The organism is Lysinibacillus parviboronicapiens (assembly GCF_003049575.1).
Lineage (GTDB): Bacteria > Bacillota > Bacilli > Bacillales_A > Planococcaceae > Lysinibacillus > Lysinibacillus parviboronicapiens.
This window is the reverse complement of the sequence record NZ_PYWI01000012.1, coordinates 16,072-37,058: the sequence shown is the minus strand read 5'-3', so window position 1 is coordinate 37,058 and position 20,987 is coordinate 16,072. Positions and strand designations below refer to the sequence as shown.

The following is a 20,987-nucleotide window of genomic DNA, read 5'->3' as shown; positions in this document are numbered from 1 at the left end:
GCTGAAAAAGAACGTTTGTTCTAAAATGGTATTAAATCTACTTTAGGGGGTACGTGTATGTCTGTAAAGAAACTTGAATTACCTGTAGCATTTGAAAAATTTAGAGAAGTAATCGAAGAAACGATTCAACCATTTATAAATATAGAAACGGAACAACGGAAAACATCTTTCTTTGAAAGTAAATTTGAAGGGGAGCCTTATTTCCCGCTGACAATGGCATATCCGAAAAATGCTGAAGGGCAACCGTTAAAATTGTTAGCGCAAATTAATTTCGCAGATGTACCGAAACATGTACCAAACTTTCCGACAGAGGGTATTTTACAATTTTATATCGATGCACATGATGATGTTTTAGGAATGGATTTTGATAATGGCCAAAATCAACAAGGTTTTCGTGTCATCTTCCACGAACAAATTGTGGAAGAGGAGTCACAACTTATACAAGACTTCTCATTTGTCGATTTGAACAAAGAGGACATGTATTTCCCAGTGGAAAAAGAAATGGCTTTGTCTTTTGAAACAGGCTATGAGCCATTATCTGCAAATGATTTCCGAAGCAATACGCAGTATGCAACGATAGTAAATGATATAGAAGACAATGATGATGTAGAAGACGAGTTTTATGAAACGTTGGATAGTACAGGTCATAAAATCGGAGGGTATCCATTTTTCACACAAGAAGACCCAAGAGCATATGGGGATTATACAGATTCTTTGATTTTACTATTACAGGTGGATAGTGAAGGAGACCACATTATGTGGGGAGATGTCGGTGTAGGTAACTTTTTTATTACAGAAGATGAGCTGAAACGAAAAGATTTTAGCAATGTTCTCTACAACTGGGACTGCCATTAACAAAGCAAGCGGGCTATAACACCCGCTTGCTTTTTAGCATTATTTTTCACGAGCGTTGAATTGCTCCATTTTGTCTTCTAAATCATCCATCATTTGAATTAAACGATCAATATCCTCTAACTCAGTTGTTTCAGGATCGATGGCATCTAAAACTTCTAAGAAAATTTCAAGACGTTCTTTTAAATAGGTCACTTGTTGTTCTTTATCAGTGATTGGCTTTGACATGCATACACCTCATTTCATCCATTCCATAGTAGCCGATTTTATGCTAAATTTCAATGCTTAGGCGGGCACCTAGGACTTAGTAATTATTTTGAAAAATAATTAAACAGAATATTTACAATATTGAGATGCTGTGTTAAATTTGTATTAAGAAATAGTAAAGGGGCTGATTAAAGAAAACGGTGAACTCTAACTCGAAAAGGAGGGAGTTTAAACAAGTAATCGGTGATGTGAAAAGAACCGAAATTCGTGTTTATACAAGTTGAATGGAGATAAGTGTTAGTTAAGCCTTAGCGTAAAATCACATGTGGTGAGCGCTAAGGCTTTTTGGTATGCTGTTATGTGGAAGATGAATTGATGTTGGAGGAAAAAATGACGTACTTCACAGATTACAGCAGAAAAAGATTTGCTATTTTAGTGTTAATTGTATCTATTTCAGGTTTTTCGCAAGGCATGCTTTTACCACTTATTTCGATTATTTTTGAGCGTGATGGTGTATCCTCCGCATTAAACGGTTTAAATGCGACAGGTCTATACATAGGAACTTTATTGATTTCACCGTTTATCGAACAACCTTTACGAAAATGGGGCTATAAGCCAATTATTTTAATTGGAGGGGCATTTGTTTTCGTCTCACTCATTGTGTTTCCTTTATGGAAAAGTGTGACTTTCTGGTTTATTCTACGTTTACTGATTGGCGTAGGGGATCATGCCTTGCACTATGCGACCCAAACGTGGATTACTAGCACTACTGATCATAAAAGCCTAGGAAAGGGTATGGCGATTTATGGTTTGTCCTTTAGTATGGGCTTTGCAGTTGGACCATTGATGGTACGTCTTATCCAAATTGCAGAAGCTACACCATTCATTGTGTCATCTATTCTGTGTTTATTGGCATGGTCATTTGTCTTCTTGTTACGCAATGAAAAACCAGAGCGTTTAACTGGTGACATGAATGCAAGGGGATGGAATCGCTATAAATCCGCAATTTTATTTGGATGGATTGCATTTTTAGGGCCATTTGTTTATGGATTTTTAGAATCTTCATTGAACGCCTTATTCCCTGTATATGCATTGCGTAAAGGTTTTGAAGTCGATATGATTCTGATAATTTTATCGGTCTTTACGTTTGGTGGTATTTTAACGCAAGTGCCACTTGGCGCACTAGGTGATAAAATCGGACGGCGCTATGTTCTGATGACAGGATCATTTGGGGGAGCCATTCTATTTGCTATTGCAAGTTTTTTAGAACATTCACAGATGGCAGTGGCTATCGCATTTTTCTGCGCGGGGACACTTGTCGGTTCGATGTTTTCACTGGGCATTACATATATGGCTGATTTAACACCGAAGGAACTGCTACCAACCGGAAACCTTCTTTGTGGAATTGCCTTAAGTATTGGTAGTTTAACAGGGCCATTTTTAGGCGGCATTTATTTGGAATTCGTAAAAGATTATAGCTTCCTTTTACTGGTGGCACTGTTATTGTTCACAGTTGCACTTGTTTTATTCGTATTCGGGAGACATAAAAATAAGCGACCTTTGACAGTTTAATGTCAGGGTCGCTTTTGTATGTAAAATAAAAAGAGCGGGGCTCATCTCCCGCTCATAAAAACAAAAAACGCCCAGCAAATCCGTGCTGTAATGGCGTTTTTCGGTGTGACACGGATGTTCATCCCATGCCACGTAGGTTTGGCACCTAAGAAGTTATTATACAGAAAAGCTGAGCGGAAATCAAATCCCAATATTTTTTATGCAATCCGACCTATGATAGTATTGCAGATGTGCAGGAAAGTTATGCAACAGGATTTTTAGGTACAGGAGTAGGTGGTGAGAACAAAGAACAGACATGGAGGTACTAACTGAAAGATAATAAAGATAATATTCAAGCTATCTACACTCAAATTTTCAACACAATTGAATCAGTTACTTATTGATTAATAATATTAAAAGGGCATCTCAAATTATCTGAGACGCCCTTTTTTATTACTTACTCTTTAACACAAGCTTTGTGACACATTCCACCTGTGCAGTCTGTGCAAACATATCAACCGGTTGAATGTATTCGACATCATACAGCTTCGATAATTCTTGTAAATCCTTTGCCAAAGTCGAAGGGTTACACGAAGTATATACAAAGCGCTGTGGTTTTAGCTTAAGAACAGTACGTATAAATTCAGGTGCAAGGCCTGTGCGTGGTGGATCAACGGTAATAACATCAGGTGTGAAGCCTTCCTTACGCCACTTTGCTAAGACGCTTTCTGCTGTACCGACTTCGTATTTTGTATGTTTAAAGCCATGATTGCGTGCATTTTTTCGTGCATCTTGAATGCTTTCCGGAATGACATCCATACCACGAACCTCTTTCGCTTTATCCGCTAGCCATAAGCCGATTGTACCAACGCCGCAGTAAGCATCTACAACAGTTTCATTGCCTGTTAATACCGCTGCTTTTTTGATTTCATCATATAAATGAACGGTTTGAGATGGGTTCAGTTGGAAGAAAGCACGAGCAGATAAATCAAATGCTAATTCGCCAAGTTCCTCATGAATGGTTTCTTTACCATCGAGGACAATTGTTTCATCGCCAAAAATCAATGATGTTTTCTCACGGTTAATATTTTGCGCAATTGACACGATGCTCGAATCAATTTTTTTAATACGTGTAATAAGCTCAGCCAAATGCGGGATATCCTTACGTGTCGTCACGAGTACGACCTGTGTTTCTCCAGTGCGGACTCCTGTACGCACAACGATTGTACGCACTAACCCATCAAGCGTTCGACCATCATAAATCGTAATATTTAGCTTCTGCAAAATTTTACGTGTTGCGACTGTAATTTTCGATGTGATGGGGTGTTGAACCAGACAATCATTAATATTGAGTAGTTTGTTGCTACCTTCTGCGAAAAGCCCTGCATACACACGTTTGCCTTCTTTTCGTACTTGGAATTGACTTTTGTTACGATAGTTCCATGGATTATCCATACCCAATGTTTTGCGGACTTCAACAGTCTCAGCTAAAGGTTTTGCATAGCGTTCCAATGCTTGGATAACGATATCACGTTTTTCAATTAGTTGTTTTTCATAAGTCATATGTTGAAGCTGGCAGCCTCCACATTCATTATAAATAGAGCAAGGTGCTTCCTGACGATACTTTGAAGTTTTACGAATCGTAAGAATTTCTGCTTCGGCGAAATTACGTTGTGTTTTTGTAACTTGGGCAGTAATTTCTTCTCCAGGAATAGCGCCCTTTACGAAAATGACATTGCGTTTGTAAAAGCCGACTCCTTCACCATTAATGCCCAGTCTTTTTATTGTTAATGGGAATTTTTGTCCCACTTCTATTGCTGTTTGTTGCGTCAAGCGTTCCACGTCCTTTTAACCTTATTCAGCAAAAATCTCTCTTAGTATAGAGAGATTTTTGCACACAGTATTCAATTCACTACCGGTAAAGAGCTGCTGAATAAAGTTAAGCTTCCGGCGGATGTCACAGATTTTGAAATCGATAAATCGTCATTTCAAAGTCTGGACGTTAATACGTCAAGACGTTTGTGATTGAATGTCATCTCCCCATTATAACTAAGGAGTGGACGATTGCAAAGCGACAGGGAAATCTTCATATTCTAATACTAAATCGTCGAGCGATAAAAACGTATAACCTTGCTTCTTAGCTTCTGCAATAAACATTGGTAAAGCTTCGGCGTTATCCTGTGCCACGGTGTGCATTAAAATAACAGCACCAGGGTGAAGTTGATCCATTAGCGCATTGTACGCATAATCGGCTCCACGGCGTTCATCTTTTAACCAATCCTTAAAGGCAACCGACCAAAAAATATGACGATAGCCCTCGGCATTGCCGACCTCTAACACTTTGGCATTGAATATACCTTCAGGTGGGCGAGTATATGTTGTACGATCAATACCTGTTAATTCCCGCAGTTTTCCATCAAATTTCCGCCATTCTGCACGCATGCCATCTCGGGTTAATCTCGCCATATTCGGATGACCATAGGAATGGTTGCCGATTGTATGTCCATCTTGCACCATGCGTTTTACAAGATCGCTGGCGCTTTCTAAATAATGTCCAGTTAAAAAGAAAGTTGCAGGAACTTTTTCTTTTTCCAATGTATCCAATATACTCTCTGTAAAGCCATTCTCGTAGCCATTATCAAAGGTTAAATAGGCCACTTTTTTGTCAGCTTTTCCTTTATAGATAGCACCATACTGATTTAGTAGTTTATCTAACTGTGCTCCTGCCTCTGCTTGCTCACCATCTTTCGCTCGTTTAAAACCCCAATGATATTCATCAGAACCAGAAGCAAAAAACGGATTGAAGCTAATTGCAGCGGCAATAATAAAAGTTGCGATTACTGCACCTACTATATGTTGTCTCCACATAAAAACGCATCCTTTCTTTTTCCTTAGGATGCGTTACTTTCAAAAAATTATCCTAATCAAAGGACAACAAAACACCTTGCTTTATAGATTTTTTATAATATATCTTCAAGTGCCTCTTTCAAAAAAGGGTACTTAAAATCAAAATATTGTTTTTCCAATACAGAAGGTAGCACACGCTGACCTTCTAGGACAAGTACACTTTGCTCACCAAGAGCGAGGCGCATCACGAAGCTGGGTACAGGCAACCAATGACGTCTGCCCATGACTTCAGCAATTGTTTTGCCAAATTCCTTCATGTTTGTAGCGTTTGGCGCTGTAACATTAAAGGGTCCGTGAATGGTTTTATTTGTAATAGCAAAATAAATTGCTCGTGCAACATCCTCGACATGTATCCATGAAAGCCATTTTTCACCTGAACCAATTGTGCCTCCAACGTGCATTTTATAGGGTAGTAGCATAGATGGAAGTGCACCATTATCACGTCCTAAAATAACGCCGAAACGTGCAAGTGCCACTCGGACATTTAATTTTTCTGCCCGTTTAGCATGGCGCTCCCAATCATATACGGTCCTTCCTAAAAAATCTGTCGCGTAGTCATTAAAGTTCTCTGAATAGCATTCGCTGGTAGAAGGTGGGTATATTCCGACTGCACTGGCATTTACGAGTACAGTAGGTTTCTTCGGAAGCTCCTCCATTATACGGACAATTTCTAGCGTAGCATCCATTCGGCTCGTATATATGGCTTTCTTTTGTTTTTTTGTCCAACGTCCATTATTTAAAGAAGTGCCAGCTAAATTGATAATTGCATCGATATTGTCTAGCTCTAGTTCTGGTCTAGCTCCCTCTGTTAACCATTGTACATAATGAATGCTGTTTTCGTAGCTGGATTTATTACGTGTTAAAATAAATATTTGATGTCCATTATCTTGTAACAGCTTTGTAAGTGACTTCCCAACAAAGCCTGTACCACCTGAAATAGCGATATTCAAATGAATTCCTCCTATTTCCAATATTCTACCTACACTATACACAATCCTAAGTAAAAAGAAAAAGATGTTATAATGAATGACATAAAGGGGTGTTTCATTATGCGTGTTATCACAAAAATTGCGCGTCAAAAAAACAATCCAGAACGCTATAATATATACGTAAATGAAGAATATGCTTTTCCTGTAGATGAAGCGATTATTATTCAATTCGGTCTGACAAAAGGGAAGATACTTGAAGAATTCGATATTCAAGAAATAGCCTACGAAGATGAAATTCGAAAGGCTTTTAATAAGGGGCTAAATTTCCTTTCCTATCAAATGCGTAGTGAGCATGAGGTAAAGAAAAAACTCCTCTCTTTAGAGTTTGGGGAAGCAGTTATTTTAGAAGCCATCCAAAAGTTAAAATCATATGGTTTTTTAAATGATGAAACCTATTCTAAGGCATTGCTTGATACGAAAAAGGCCACGATGAAAAAAGGGCCTCGAGCAATTCGGCAAGATCTTATTAAAAAAGGAATTGATAAAAACTTACAAGATGAAGTGCTAGACACTTATAGCCGTGAGGAACAGGTGAAGCTCGCAACTCAACTGGCAGAAAAGGTTATACGCTCAGAAAACAAGAAAACGCCGACGCAAATTAAGGCTAAAATTCAAGATTTTCTTATGCGAAAAGGTTATTCATTTAATATTGTGGATGAGGTGCTTAGTCATGTGGAAATTGAACAAGCGGAAGATGAATGGCAGCAGTTACTCGATGTGCAAGGCGAAAAAGTTTGGAAAAAGTATGTATCGAAGTATACTGGTTATGAACTTAAAATGAAAACGAAGCAGGCACTCTATCAAAAGGGATTCCCTGTTGAAGTAATAGATCGTTTTATAGCAGAGAAGGAGAATGAAGAATGAACGAAAAAAACTATGCTGCAATGACAGAGCATGAGTTACGTGAAGAAGTAGCAATGTTAAAAGAAAAAGCACGTAAGGCAGAACAGTTAGGGATCATTAATGAATTTGCAGTGTACGAGCGTAAAGCATTAATGGCAGCTGCTTATTTAGTGGATTTGGCTACTATTGTACCTGGTGAGTTATACCGTGTTGATGGTTCTGATAACGATTATTTCCAAGTGGATTATTTAAAAGGACGCTTTGCTTGGGGCCATCGTTTAGGCGGAGACAAGTATCAGGAGGCTCTACCAGTTTCCATATTATCACCAGTAAAGGTGGGTAAGTAAATGCAGGAAAAAATAGAACAGCTTACAGCAGAGTTACTTACAAAAAACCCACAAATGTCAGCAGGTCGTGCGCTTGTTTGGATAGAGCTTTTATGGAGCGATTTTGAATCTACTGCTGCAAAGGCTGGCTATGACTATAGAGGTGCCGATTACACGGAAAATTTAGTGCGCCAATTAATTACTAGTTATGGTGATAAGCTACATGAATTTGCGGGCCGTAATCCCAAATATGCACATTTACTTGATGTAAGTGATGATATGATGCAATAAATAAGAGGCTGGGACAAAACTTTAAATTTTAAGAAAGAGAAGCAAAGGTATCATTAAATTTTTGCCATCTAAAATGAAGAAAAATTTAGACGTTCTTCCTTTTGGCATAAATAAAAATTAGAAGAGAGCACTAGTTGATGGTAGAGAAGGCGGCGACTCCTGGGGGATTAGCGTGACGCCTGAGACTACAGGCTCAGGCCACGCCCCCGGAAAGCGTCCGCCGTAGTGGACATCAACGTTCACAGCAAAAAAGTGTTAGATAGACATCAGTCAATCTAACACTTTTTCTCTTTTGTCCCAGCCTCTTCCTTTTAATTGCTGGCGCCGATTTGTAATTTTTTCTGCAGCTTATCCTCAGTGAAAATCCAGCCTGTATAAGAAGTAATAATTTCGTTGTCATCGTCTAAGTGAGCAACAGCAACGAAAGGATAGCGATTGTCACTACGGTATCGAAGATCAATTAATCGTACTTCTGTTAAGCCATTTTCAAGCTCGGAAATTTCCCAACGATACAATGGTGAGAACGATATAAATGCATCGAGATTAGGGTCTTTCATGGCAGCTTCAACGGTAGCTGTTTTAGGTAGCGGTTTAATCTCGAATTTATCGTAAATATTAACAGTTCGCCCATATGCACGTCCCACATAATAATGGGTTTTGGATTTAGCAGCGATACGCCAATGGAAGAAACGCATTGTAGGTGCTACAATGACATAATCTTCATCTTGGATGGTATTGTGTACGGCTTTTTTTACGGCTCTTTGTGTTGCAAAGCGTAAAATATAGTAGCCCACAATAATAAGATACATGATGCTAAATGTCCAAACAGGGTTTGCACCAAATGCCCAAAGTAATATGCCAAGACAATGTAGGGAAAAAATTATAGGATCAAATGTATTGATGACACCAAGTGCCACCCATTTTCTTGAGAATGGCCGAATAGCTTGCGTTCCATATGCATTGAAAATATCGACAAAAACATGTAGCGCTACGGCTAAAAATGTCCAAAGCCATAAATGAAACACATTTGCGTCTTGAATAATAAAAGCTAAAACCAATGTAATTAAGATTGGCCATATAGCTACAGCTGGTAATGAATGTGTGATGCCACGGTGGTGTCGAATATAAATAGCGTTATTACGCAGCTTCAACACGGTATCGACATCAGGTGCTTGAGAACCAATAATGGTGCCTGCCATAACAGCAGTAAAGGTCATTGTATGGTTGGCTACCACCGGGTCAACCAAGGCAAGGCCACCAAGGGCTATACCCATAACGAAATGTGTGCCTGAATCCAAAAATATCCACTCCTAGTATGCATTAAAAAAGAGTACAATTTGCATACATGTATATTTCAATAATGGTAATGCTTTTTATATTTTGTAATCGATGTCATGGCATTCATGCCACATGCTCGGCGGCACATAAATTGCCGTCACACACGAATGGCTTTTCTTAATTGTATACCCTTTCTGTCATAAATTAAATCGTAAAAATACTGGAGGTCACTGTGAATTATCCATATGTAACAGAATTTCGACAATCTTTAATCAATTGGTTTGAACAAGAGAAACGAGATTTACCCTGGCGGCATACTAAGGACCCTTATAAAATTTGGGTATCAGAAGTTATGCTTCAGCAGACACGAGTTGATACAGTTATTCCTTATTACAATCGTTTTATTGAAAGTTTTCCAACATTGCAATTATTGGCGGAAGCACCACAAGAATATTTATTGAAGCATTGGGAGGGCCTTGGCTATTATTCACGCGCCCGTAATTTACAAGCAGGTGTACGCGAAGTTTTAGAAAACTACGGTGGTATTGTCCCAGACAATCGCCATGACATATCGAAGCTTAAAGGCGTTGGTCCATATACTGCTGGTGCTATATTAAGTATTGCCTATAATAAGCCTGAACATGCAGTCGATGGCAATGTTATGCGTGTTTTAAGTCGTGTGCTTAATATTCATGATGATATTGCTGTGCCGAAAACGAAGAAAATTTTTGAAGCGGCAGTTGAGGAATTGATAGATCCTGCGCACTCATCTTCCTTCAATCAAGGCTTGATGGAGTTGGGAGCACTCATTTGTACACCAACATCTCCAAAGTGCTTATTATGCCCAGTGCGAGATTACTGTACGGCCTTTTATGAAGGATTTCCGGAAAAACTACCAGTAAAATCAAAAAAGACAAAAATGAAACATATTTATTATAATGTCTTTGTTTGTGAAGATTCCACTGGTCGATTATTAATGGAGCAACGCCCTGAGGAAGGCTTGCTTGCTAATATGTGGCAGTTTCCGATGATTGAACAAGGAGAGGATTGCATTGAAACTTTTACAAAACTCTATGGTGTGCAAGCACAAGAGCAACAAGAGATTTTAACGTTTAAGCATATATTTTCCCATCTAACATGGCACATTAATAGTTATTATATGAAGTGTACGACTACATTAAATGGTCAATGGCTGACACGCGAGCAAATTGAGTTATTACCAATGCCTGTTCCGATGCTGAAAATTTGGCAAAAAATAAAATAAAAAATTAATAAGCATAAAATTAATCACCTCGGTACACAATAATGAGCGTGGAGGTGAATCAATGATGAAGAAAAATCAAAACAACCAGAATTTCCAACCAAATAAAAACATGCAACGTCAAAGTGAAGAATTTGGTTATGAAACAGACGTAACTGAAGTGCAAAAGCAAAACGCTAAAGCTGAGCAAAAAAAATCACAAGCTTCAGGCAACTACGCTAACAACAACAACCAAAATGCAAGCGAATAATCACTTTGTAACTGCATAATTGCATTTACCTTCTAAAGGAGCTGTCTTACAATCGAAAAGATGAAAAGACAGCTCCTTTAAATTAATTAAGCGGGGATCCGCTCATAGATGCATCGCATAGAGAAGCGCCCAGGTAGCCAAGCGACATGTCGTTTCTGGTCCTTAAGGGTCTACCAGTTATGCTTTAGTAAAAAAAATTCAATCTAGAAGTTATTAGGATGAAATTTGCTTTTAAATTACGAAAATTTGTACATAAACAAAAGGGCACAATGAAATTTATGGTTTTCAACTACACCTTTCGCGTACAGATTGCTATAATATACTAGAGACTGCTAGATTTAGGTAGCATAGACGAAAAGGTGGGCTTCAAAAATGGCAATACCGGTAGAAGGAGAAACGATACAAATACATAGTTATAAGCACAATGGCCGCATCCACCGTGTTTGGCAAGAAACAATGGTTTTAAAGGGAACCAAAAATATCATTATCGGTGCGAATGAACGAACACTTGTGACAGAATCCGATGGTCGTACTTGGCTAACGAGAGAGCCTTCTATTTGTTATTTCCATGCGGAGCACTGGTTTAACATCATCTGCATGCTGCGTGAAGACGGTGTGTATTATTATTGTAATCTAAGCTCACCATTTGTTTTCGATAATAATGCGATTAAATACATCGACTATGATTTAGATATTAAAGTTTTTCCTGATATGTCGTATACCCTTTTAGATGAAGATGAGTATGAGCAACATCGTCAGGAAATGTCTTATCCCGATGTTATCGACAAAATTTTAAAGCGTAATGTTGATAAATTAATTAGCTGGATTCAACAAAAAAGGGGACCCTTTGCACCGGATTTCATCGATGCTTGGACGAATCGCTATAAGTTTCAGCTCGATATGCAAGCAGATGATTATTAGTAAAACCTATTAGTTTACCTAATAGGTTTTTTAATGGGCAATCCATAATTTTCGATGCAAGATGATGTCCATGGACATTAACAGAAGTCAAAGTCTTTAAATAGTTCACGTAAAAGTTGTATTAACTGTACTTCATACGAAATATTGCTATAATACGTAAAGGCATTCACTGTTGAATGTCTATTTTCTTTTTTGTGCTAGACATTTCAGCTATAAATTTGAGGTTCTATTATTCAAACAACTATTTAGGTCTCCTCAACAGCATGGACTAAAACGATGCATTCATGCTGGTAATGCATCAGTTTTGTCTACGAGTACGTGAACTAGCATTAATGCGCTTTTCAAATAAGGATGTGATGAACATTGGGTAGCATGAAGCGTTATATGCGTTTTGTTAAACCTTATACATGGGAAATTATTTTAACGGTATTGATAGGTATTGTGAAATTTGCCATCCCGTTATTTATTCCATTACTCATAAAAATTGTGCTAGATGATATTATCGATGCAGAGGATCTAACGGATACAGAAAAGACGAAGGAACTGTTCTACTGGTTAGGCGGCACGATTATTGTGTTCTTTATCATTCGTCCACCAATAGAATATTATCGTCAATACTTTGCACAGCATGTAAGTAACAAAGTACTTTTTGATATTCGCAAGGAAATTTATGCACATTTACAGCGACTAAGCTTGAGATATTATGCAAACACAAGAGCTGGCGAAGTTATTTCACGTGTCATTAACGATGTGGAGCAAACTAAAACATTTGTTATGACAGGTTTGATGAATGTATGGCTAGATTTAGCGACAATTGTTATCGCGATCGCTATTATGTTTGCAATGGATATTAAACTTACACTAGTAGCACTGGTTGCCTTTCCTTTCTATGCGTTAAGTGTGAAATATTTCTTTGGTAAACTGCGTGAGTTAACGCGTAAACGTTCACAGGCTCTTGCGGGCGTACAAAGTTATTTACATGAACGTGTAGCTGGAATGAGTATCATTAAGAGTTTTACGCTTGAGAAGCATGAACAAAAATTATTTAATGAGGCAAATGGTGACTTTTTAGAAAAGGCATTAGACCATACAAAGTGGAATGCTAAATCCTTTGCAGTTGTCAATACAATAACCGACGTTGCACCACTACTTGTTATTGCCTACGCTGGCTATCAGGTCATAAATGGGGATCTTTCGGTTGGAACTATGGTAGCTTTTATTGCTTATATTGAAAGACTTTATGGACCACTTCGTCGATTGGTCAGTTCATCGACAACTTTAACGCAATCTATTGCGTCAATGGATCGAATGTTTGAGTTGATTGATGAGCCTTATGAAGTGAAAAACAAAGAAAATGCCTTGGAGTTACCGCGTGTAAGAGGTGAGGTACGCTTTAAAAATGTGTCGTTTCAATATGAAGCAGACGGTTCGCCAATTCTAAATGATATCCACTTCACCATCAATCCTGGAGAGACGGTTGCATTTGTTGGCATGAGCGGCGGAGGGAAATCGACGATTATCAGTTTAATCCCTCGTTTTTACGACACAACGGGTGGATCAGTTTATGTGGATGGCTGTAATGTACAGGATGTAACTTTACATTCACTGCGCTCTCAGATTGGAATAGTCCTTCAAGATAATATTTTATTCAGTGACTCAGTAAAAGAAAATATACTCATGGGAAAACCGGGTGCAACGGATGAGGAAGTGATGGCTGCAGCAAAAGCTGCTAATGCACATGACTTCATCATGAGTTTGCCAGATGGCTATCATACAAAAGTCGGTGAGCGTGGTGTGAAATTATCAGGTGGGCAAAAACAACGTGTTGCCATTGCCCGTGTATTCTTGAAAAATCCACCAATTTTAATATTAGATGAAGCAACATCGGCACTTGATTTAGAAAGTGAAGCACTTATTCAAGAATCGCTTGATCGACTTGCTCATGATCGCACAACCATTATTATTGCTCATCGACTTTCTACGATTACCCATGCTGATAAAATTCTTGTTATTGATCATGGACAACTTATTGAAAAAGGTACACATGAGCAACTGATGAAAGAGCAAGGCACATATTATAATTTATTTCAGGTTCAACACTTAGATTAAAATGAAGAAGCGATAATAGAACTACCCCGTAAATGTTAGACATAAACTAACATTCATGGGGTATTTTTTATGGTCTATTTAACTGCCTAAAAGAAAATATTTCTGGCGTGTCTTTATCTAGAAGAAAGCAACTAGATGAATCAACCCAAAAAAATATTTCAAATTTCTTGTCAAACGATTAAATAAATAGGTTTTTTAGTGGCATTTTAATCAATGTAACTTTAACAAATTGTTATTAATTTTCTAAAATACTATCGTTAAAATAAGAGAAAATTAACAGTATGCAAAAAATGTAGAAATTTATTGATAATTGCAGAATAATAATGATTGAAAGAGAGAGAATTATTAGTTAGAATTATCTGAAAATAGGGAATTTAAAGAAAGTTAGTGTATTATATTCTATAAATTAGAATCTTATTAAAATATTGGTAGGGTGGAGCGATTGAATATGCGAAAAAAGCTGTTAGAAATAAGAGGTTTAAAGACAACCTTTTTCACAGATGATGGACAGATTCCTGCCGTTGAAGATATTGATTTTTCGGTTCATGAAGGCGAAATTTTAGGGATAGTTGGGGAGTCGGGTAGTGGAAAAAGTGTGACATCCTTGTCGATTATGGGCTTAATTCCATCACCGCCTGGAAAAATAACGGGTGGACAAATACTATTAGATGGCAAAAACTTAGCGGCATTTACGGATAAGCAAATGCAGAAAATTCGCGGGAAAGATGTAGCGATGATTTTCCAAGAGCCGATGACCTCTTTAAATCCTTTATTTACAATTGGTGATCAATTGAAAGAGGCAATATTAATTCATAATCCGAAATGGTCGAAAAAAGAAGCATTTGCACGAGCGATTGAAATTATGAAGCTTGTAGGATTACCACGTGCAGAGGAATTACTAAAAGATTATCCGCATCAATTATCAGGTGGAATGCGCCAGCGAGTCATGATTGCGATGGCTCTTGTTTGTGATCCGAAGGTATTAATAGCTGATGAACCTACAACAGCACTAGATGTAACGATTCAGGCGCAAATTTTGCAACTCATGAAAGATTTGAATAAACGTTTGAATACAGCTGTCCTGTTAATAACGCATGATTTAGGTGTCGTAGCAGAAACATGCGAGCGCGTCATTGTGATGTACGCTGGGCAAATAGTAGAAGAAGCACCTATTCATGATATCTTTACGAATCCAAAGCATCCATATACACAGGGGCTCATTAAATCAGTGCCAGATATGCGCTATAAAAAGGATAATCTTTATTCTATTCCAGGCAGTGTACCGAAACCTGGCTTCATTAAGGTCGGTTGTCGTTTTGCGTCACGTTGTGAATTTGCGATGGAGCGTTGTTTACAGGAAACACCGCCATTATTCGAAATGTCAGGGCAACATAAATCGAGATGCTTTTTAGTGGATGAACAGGAGGTGGTGCACCATGACGAAAGTGTTATTGAAAGTTGATGGGTTAAAAAAGTATTTTCCTATACGGAAAGGCATTCTTAATAGCCAAGTGGGCGATGTGAAAGCTGTTGATGATGTTTCCTTTGAAGTATTTGAAGGTGAAACATTAGGTATTGTGGGTGAGTCAGGATGCGGTAAATCGACAACAGGTCGATTATTAATGCGTTTACTTGAGCCGACAGAAGGAGTCATTGAATTCGAAGGTAAAATGATTTCAGAATTATCAAACAACGAAATGCGCAAAGCACGTCGAGATATTCAAATGATTTTCCAAGATCCTTACGCGTCACTCAATCCCCGTCATAATATCGGCAAAATTTTAGAGGAGCCGCTCATTGTTCATGGGATGGGGAATTCGAAGGAAAGAAAGCAAAAAGTATTAGAGCTACTTCAAATCGTTGGATTAAATGAGTATCACATTAAACGCTATCCGCACCAGTTTAGCGGAGGGCAAAGGCAACGTATTGGAATTGCTCGCGCGCTCATGACAAATCCCCGCTTAATAATTGCGGATGAGCCTGTCTCTGCTCTGGATGTATCGATTCAAGCTCAAGTTTTAAATCTTATGCAGACATTGCAAAAGGAATTAAAACTTACTTATATTTTTATCTCACATGATTTAGGGGTAGTTCGTCATATTAGTAATCGTGTAGGGGTGATGTATCTAGGGAAGTTAGTAGAACTGACAGCTAGTGAGAATTTATATGCGGAGCCGCTTCATCCCTATACGCAAGCCTTATTATCATCTGTTCCTGTGCCAGACCCTACGTTTGAACGCGAGCAGCTTATACTTTCTGGAGATATTCCAAGCGCATCGAATCCACCAAGTGGCTGTACTTTCCATACAAGATGTCCTTTTAAAATGGAGGAGTGTTCACAGGTTGTTCCTAAAATGCAAGAAGTAAAATCGGGTCATTATGTTGCCTGTCATCTTTATGATGCGCTGCAACATTAAATGATATAAAAAACATTAGGGGGAAATTTAATGAATAAAAAGAAGCTTTGGTCATTAGGCGTAATGCTGATCCTGGTTCTCTCGACAATCTTAGCTGCATGTGGCGCAGATAACAAGGATACGGGTTCTAAAGATACGCCAGCAGGTGGAGACTCAGCCGACAGTGGCGGGGCTAAAACATTAGTATACGGACGTGGAGGTGACTCTGTCGCTCTAGATCCAGCTGTAGTAACTGATGGTGAATCATTCACAGTTACGGCCAACATATATGAAACACTTGTTAACTTTGGTGAGCAAGATGTAACGATTCATCCAGGTTTAGCAAAATCGTGGGAGCCATCAGAAGACGGTTTAACATACACATTCCAATTACAGGAAGGTGTAAAATTCCATGATGGTACGGACTTTAACGCAGAAGCAGTTGTGAAAAATGTAGAGCGTTGGAAGGCTGGCGGCGATAAGCACCCTTACTTTAGCTCTCAATTTGTGGTGGGTGACAAGCAAATAATAGACTCAGTAACTGCTGAGGGTGATTACACAGTTGTTTTCAAGTTAAGCCAACCACAGGCACCATTCCTAAAAAACTTAGCAATGTCTCCATTTGCAATTGCTTCTCCAACAGCATTTGAAGCAAATGAAGAAGGATTATCTACAGACCCTATAGGTACAGGTCCATTCAAATTTGTAGAATGGAAGCGTAATGAATCGATTACAATCGAGAAAAACCCCGATTATTATATTGCTGGTTTTCCGAAGTTAGATAAAGTGATTTACCGTTCAATTCCCGATAACTCTGCACGTTTAAATGATTTAAATACAGGGGGAATTGATGTAGCGGACGGCTTAAGCCCATCTGATAAAGCATCAATCGAAGCAAATGCAGATTTACAATTAATTGAACGCCCATCGATGAATGTTGGTTATCTTGGATTAACTGTAACTCGTGCACCATTTGATAATGTGAAAGTGCGTCAAGCAGTCAATCACGCAATTGATAAGCAAGCTTTAGTAGATGCATTCTATGAAGGATTAGCTGAGCCAGCGAAAAACCCAATGCCTCCAGTTATCTCAGGCTATAACGATGGTATTACTGGTTATGAATATGATCCAGAAAAAGCAAAAGCATTATTAGCTGAAGCTGGCTATGATGGCAAGGAAATTGAACTATGGGCTATGCCTGTACCACGTCCATACATGCCAGATGGTCAAAAAGTGGCAGAGGCAATTCAAAAGAATTTAGCAGATGTAGGCATTCCATCGAAAATCGTTACATTTGAATGGGCTACTTATTTAGAGAAAGCTCAAAACGGAGAGGCAGATGCGTTTTTACTTGGTTGGACAGGTGATAACGGAGATGCAGATAACTTCCTTTACACATTATTAGATGGGGACAATATTGGCTCTAATAACTATACATTCTACGACAATCCAAAACTTCATGAAGTGTTTGTAGCTGCTCAAACAGAGATCGATGAAGACAAGCGTAATGAGCTCTACAAGCAAGCACAAGAAATGATTTTTGCAGATGCACCTTGGGTTCCACTAGCGCACTCAACTCCTATTTTAGCTGCAAATACAAAAGTGACGAACTACATTGCACATCCAACAGGTTCTGACCGTTTAGACGCAGTAGATATAAAATAAACGTAGTAGGATTTAGGATGTCGCTTAATCATAGTGACATAACAAGCTTTTTACAGCTGTAGGCTTTGTCTATCGTTGTAGAAACGGGTTGTGACTATGTTTGTCACAACCCGTTTTTCTGTATGAAAGATCAATCATCTAAACGTCATAACCGTTTGGTGAAGGCAGGCCCTTTCTACAGTATGTGTATAGACTTCGATGCTTTTCATGGCAAAAGTATAATTAGAAAATAATAGAGAGGTGAAGAAGATGCTTCACTATATGGGGAGACGTTTATTTCAATTAATCCCAGTTTTGCTTGGAATGTCTTTTATCGTCTTCATGTTAATTCGCGCAATTCCTGGTAATCCAGCACAAGTCATATTAGGACAACAGGCGACGAAAGAGGCGGTCGAAGCATTAAACGCAAGTTTAGGATTAGATAAACCATGGTATACGCAATATTTTAGCTATTTGGGTGGCGTTTTGCAGGGAGATTTAGGTGTCTCATTGCGTACGAAACTTCCGGTATCTGAGGAAATCTTTCCGTATTTAGCAGCAACAGCGGAGCTAGCCTTATTTGCGATAATCATTGCAGTCATTGTTGGAGTGAATGCCGGTATTATTTCTGCGTGGTTCCAAAATTCGTGGTTTGACTATCTGGCAATGGTAATCGCGTTAATCGGTGTATCTGTACCGGTGTTTTGGCTAGGCCTGATGGAACAATGGGCATTTAGCATTAAGTTAGGCTGGTTTCCGACTTCCGGGCGTGAAGATGTTCGAGATCCTATCACCGCCATCACCCATTTTTATTTACTTGATACACTCATTCAAGGACGTTTCGATCAATTTATTGAGGTATTAAAGCGACTAGTATTACCTGGGTTGGCGCTCGCAACAATACCAATGGCTATTATTGCCCGTATGACTCGTTCATCTATGCTTGAAGTCATGCGCTCTGATTATGTACGTACGGCTAGAGCAAAGGGACAAAAGATGTTTATTGTTGTCTATAAACATGCACTGAAGAATGCTATTATTCCAGTGTTAACGGTCATCGGTTTGCAAACTGGTTTACTCCTAGGAGGTGCCATTTTAACAGAAACAATTTTCAGTTGGCCAGGAATCGGACGTTATATTTATGAAGCAATTGGCTTCCGTGATTATCCTGTTATTCAATCAGGAATTTTAGTCATCGCTTTTATTTTCATCATGATTAACTTAATCGTGGATTTATTGTACACAGTAATCGATCCGCGGATTAAATATAAATAGGGAGGAGCTGCGGTTATGGCTGGAACAGCAGATATAAGAAAAGAAGCAGCACAAAATCGTGCGGTAGGTCCTTGGAAAGAAGGCTGGCGTAGCTTTAAAAAGAGTAAAATCTCCCTAGCAGGCGCGGGCATTGTCATATTTTTTATTGTGCTTGCAGTATTTGGTCCACTGATTGCTCCGCAAGGCATTAATGAGCAGGATTTAACGAAAAGATTACTAGCGCCATCAAGTGAACATTGGTTTGGGACAGATGATTTTGGACGTGATATTTTTTCTCGTATTATCCACGGTGCACGTATTTCATTGTGGGTTGGCTTTTTTTCAGTTATTCTATCAGTTGTCGTAGGGAGTTTACTTGGAATTATTGCAGGCTATTATGGGAAATGGATTGATACTATTATTTCACGCGTTTTTGATATTATGCTAGCATTTCCTAGTATTTTACTTGCTATCGCTGTCGTAGCTGTACTTGGGCCGTCACTACAAAATGCATTGATAGCGATTGCGATTATAAACATTCCAAACTTTGGACGTTTAATCCGCTCGAAAGTACTAAGTGTAAAAGAAGAGGAGTATATTGTCGCTGCAAAAGCAATTGGCATGCGTGATATACGCATTCTATTTTCGCATATTTTACCAAACTCGATGACGCCTGTTATCGTGCAAGGTACGCTGGCCATTGCAACAGCTATTATTGAAGCAGCAGCATTAGGTTTTCTTGGGTTAGGTGCCCAAGCACCAGCACCAGAGTGGGGAAAAATGCTAGCGGATGCACGTATCTATTTATTGAATGCCCCGTGGACGATGATTTTCCCAGGTCTCGCTATTATGTTAACGGTACTAGGCTTTAACCTAATGGGCGATGGATTACGTGATGCACTCGATCCGAAGATGAAAAGCTAACAAAAGTGAAAGAAGTCTTCTTATTTTATAAAAAATAGAAGGCTTTTTTTATGTTATGAATAGAACGATTTAGTTAGTATACTGTTATTTTTTACAATAATTGTTAATAATATTAAATGAATTAAACCTTTTTGGGGCCATTAATTGAATTTTTTGTCATGTTATTTTAGACTTGAGATAGGCTGAATTTACCTTTATAGGAGTAGTGTAAATTTGGATGGTACTTTTATAAACGTATAGAGTTTGCGCTTCATGCTAAATAAGAATTTACATACGTTTTCAGCTGGAAACGCATTCAAGGTATAGGAGGATGTTGATAGTGGGAATTAATTTGCAAAAAGGACAACGTGTCGATTTAACAAAAGGTAATGCTGGTTTAAATAAAATTAAAGTTGGTTTGGGCTGGGATCCAGTAAGCCAAACAAAAAGTGGTGGATTCCTAGGGGGTTTATTTTCTAGTGGAGGCAGCGGCGGTAGCGGTAAAAATGTGGACTGTGATGCCTCTGTATTAATGCTCCAAAATGATAAATTAGTAGGAAACGATGATGTAATTTATTTTGGCAAATTATCAAGTAATTGCGGTTCTATCCGACATTCAGGTGATAATTTAACAGGTGATGGCGATGGTGATGATGAAGTTATTACAATCGAGCTAGGAGCAATACCAGCACAATACGATAAAATGGTATTTGTCGTTAATATATATGATGCAGCTGGGCGCAACCAACATTTTGGTATGATTCAAAATGCATATATTCGCGTGTATGATGACAAGACAGGAGCCGAACTAATTCGTTATAATTTAACTGATAACTATTCGAACTTAACGACGTTAGTGTGTGGTGAAATTTATCGCCATGGCAATGAGTGGAAGTTTGCGGCTGTTGGTAGTGGTACGAATGATATGAAACTTGGCGACGTAGCTCGTAGATATCAATAATTTCATCTTCATTCCGCAAGTTTTTATTGCGAAAGCGAAATGAC

20 protein-coding genes are annotated in these 20,987 nt (G+C 38.5%); 15 read left to right on the top strand and 5 right to left on the bottom strand.

Going from position 1 to position 20,987, the window contains the following annotated elements; all coding sequences use genetic code 11:
* The first annotated feature begins 57 nt into the window (after positions 1–57).
* On the top strand, positions 58–855 hold the full coding sequence (locus C9J35_RS11885; protein ID WP_107924675.1) for a YwqG family protein: 798 nt from the start codon (positions 58–60) through the stop codon (positions 853–855).
* 39 nt (positions 856–894) lie between these two features.
* On the opposite strand, the gene C9J35_RS11880 is transcribed toward C9J35_RS11885, so the two are convergent.
* Positions 895–1,080 carry an SE1561 family protein gene (locus C9J35_RS11880; protein ID WP_010857232.1) on the bottom strand — a complete coding sequence of 62 codons (186 nt, stop codon included), beginning with the start codon at positions 1,078–1,080 and terminating at the stop codon, positions 895–897.
* Positions 1,081–1,449: 369 nt separating this feature from the next.
* On the opposite strand from C9J35_RS11880, the gene C9J35_RS11875 reads away from it, so the two are divergent.
* Positions 1,450–2,631 carry an MFS transporter gene (locus tag C9J35_RS11875; protein ID WP_107924742.1) on the top strand — a complete coding sequence of 394 codons (1,182 nt, stop codon included), beginning with the start codon at positions 1,450–1,452 and terminating at the stop codon, positions 2,629–2,631.
* Positions 2,632–3,063: 432 nt separating this feature from the next.
* On the opposite strand, the gene rlmD is transcribed toward C9J35_RS11875, so the two are convergent.
* From rlmD to C9J35_RS11860, 3 genes are all read right to left on the bottom strand, one after another.
* The gene (gene rlmD / locus C9J35_RS11870; RefSeq protein ID WP_107924674.1) at positions 3,064–4,443 is read right to left on the bottom strand and encodes a 23S rRNA (uracil(1939)-C(5))-methyltransferase RlmD; all 1,380 of its coding nucleotides are present in this window, start codon (positions 4,441–4,443) and stop codon (positions 3,064–3,066) included.
* Between the two features lie 216 nt (positions 4,444–4,659).
* Positions 4,660–5,478, bottom strand: coding sequence for a polysaccharide deacetylase family protein (locus C9J35_RS11865; RefSeq protein ID WP_107924673.1), 819 nt, complete (start codon positions 5,476–5,478; stop codon positions 4,660–4,662).
* A 92-nt stretch (positions 5,479–5,570) separates the two neighbouring features.
* Positions 5,571–6,467: a TIGR01777 family oxidoreductase gene (locus C9J35_RS11860; protein WP_107924672.1), complete on the bottom strand. Its 897-nt coding sequence runs from the start codon at positions 6,465–6,467 to the stop codon at positions 5,571–5,573.
* Between the two features lie 99 nt (positions 6,468–6,566).
* On the opposite strand from C9J35_RS11860, the gene recX reads away from it, so the two are divergent.
* From recX to C9J35_RS11845, 3 genes are read left to right on the top strand one after another with little or no spacing between them, the layout of a single operon-like run.
* Complete coding sequence (recX, locus tag C9J35_RS11855; protein WP_107924671.1) at positions 6,567–7,370, top strand: recombination regulator RecX; 804 nt, start codon at positions 6,567–6,569, stop codon at positions 7,368–7,370.
* On the top strand, positions 7,367–7,696 hold the full coding sequence (locus tag C9J35_RS11850; RefSeq protein ID WP_107924670.1) for a YfhH family protein: 330 nt from the start codon (positions 7,367–7,369) through the stop codon (positions 7,694–7,696). Before recX ends, C9J35_RS11850 begins: the two co-directional genes overlap by 4 nt.
* Positions 7,697–7,966, top strand: coding sequence for a YfhJ family protein (locus tag C9J35_RS11845; RefSeq protein WP_107924669.1), 270 nt, complete (start codon positions 7,697–7,699; stop codon positions 7,964–7,966). It begins immediately after the preceding gene.
* A 311-nt stretch (positions 7,967–8,277) separates the two neighbouring features.
* On the opposite strand, the gene C9J35_RS11840 is transcribed toward C9J35_RS11845, so the two are convergent.
* The gene (locus C9J35_RS11840) at positions 8,278–9,264 is read right to left on the bottom strand and encodes a metal-dependent hydrolase (RefSeq protein ID WP_107924668.1); all 987 of its coding nucleotides are present in this window, start codon (positions 9,262–9,264) and stop codon (positions 8,278–8,280) included.
* A gap of 212 nt (positions 9,265–9,476) precedes the next feature.
* On the opposite strand from C9J35_RS11840, the gene mutY reads away from it, so the two are divergent.
* From mutY to C9J35_RS11790, 10 genes are all read left to right on the top strand, one after another.
* Positions 9,477–10,508: an A/G-specific adenine glycosylase gene (mutY, locus tag C9J35_RS11835; RefSeq protein WP_107924667.1), complete on the top strand. Its 1,032-nt coding sequence runs from the start codon at positions 9,477–9,479 to the stop codon at positions 10,506–10,508.
* Between the two features lie 61 nt (positions 10,509–10,569).
* Entirely contained in the window at positions 10,570–10,755 is a 186-nt protein-coding gene (locus C9J35_RS11830; protein ID WP_235616286.1) for a gamma-type small acid-soluble spore protein, read from the top strand.
* A gap of 372 nt (positions 10,756–11,127) precedes the next feature.
* Positions 11,128–11,676, top strand: a complete 549-nt coding sequence (gene ntdP / locus C9J35_RS11825) for a nucleoside tri-diphosphate phosphatase (RefSeq protein ID WP_054767679.1) — start codon at positions 11,128–11,130, stop codon at positions 11,674–11,676.
* Between the two features lie 363 nt (positions 11,677–12,039).
* On the top strand, positions 12,040–13,785 hold the full coding sequence (locus tag C9J35_RS11820; RefSeq protein ID WP_107924666.1) for an ABC transporter ATP-binding protein: 1,746 nt from the start codon (positions 12,040–12,042) through the stop codon (positions 13,783–13,785).
* A 448-nt stretch (positions 13,786–14,233) separates the two neighbouring features.
* A complete protein-coding gene (locus C9J35_RS11815; protein ID WP_107924665.1) occupies positions 14,234–15,247 on the top strand; it encodes an ABC transporter ATP-binding protein in 1,014 nt (337 codons plus the stop codon).
* Complete coding sequence (locus C9J35_RS11810) at positions 15,222–16,202, top strand: ABC transporter ATP-binding protein (protein WP_107924664.1); 981 nt, start codon at positions 15,222–15,224, stop codon at positions 16,200–16,202. The genes C9J35_RS11815 and C9J35_RS11810 overlap by 26 nt, the downstream gene beginning before the upstream one ends.
* A 30-nt stretch (positions 16,203–16,232) precedes the next feature.
* Entirely contained in the window at positions 16,233–17,846 is a 1,614-nt protein-coding gene (locus C9J35_RS11805; RefSeq protein WP_107924663.1) for an ABC transporter substrate-binding protein, read from the top strand.
* Positions 17,847–18,095: 249 nt separating this feature from the next.
* Positions 18,096–19,100 carry an ABC transporter permease gene (locus tag C9J35_RS11800; protein WP_054767680.1) on the top strand — a complete coding sequence of 335 codons (1,005 nt, stop codon included), beginning with the start codon at positions 18,096–18,098 and terminating at the stop codon, positions 19,098–19,100.
* A gap of 15 nt (positions 19,101–19,115) precedes the next feature.
* Positions 19,116–20,003 (top strand): nickel transporter permease, encoded by an 888-nt coding sequence (gene nikC, locus C9J35_RS11795; protein ID WP_107924662.1) that lies wholly within the window; start codon positions 19,116–19,118, stop codon positions 20,001–20,003.
* 319 nt (positions 20,004–20,322) lie between these two features.
* Positions 20,323–20,943 carry a TerD family protein gene (locus C9J35_RS11790; protein WP_054767681.1) on the top strand — a complete coding sequence of 207 codons (621 nt, stop codon included), beginning with the start codon at positions 20,323–20,325 and terminating at the stop codon, positions 20,941–20,943.
* Positions 20,944–20,987: the final 44 nt, after the last annotated feature.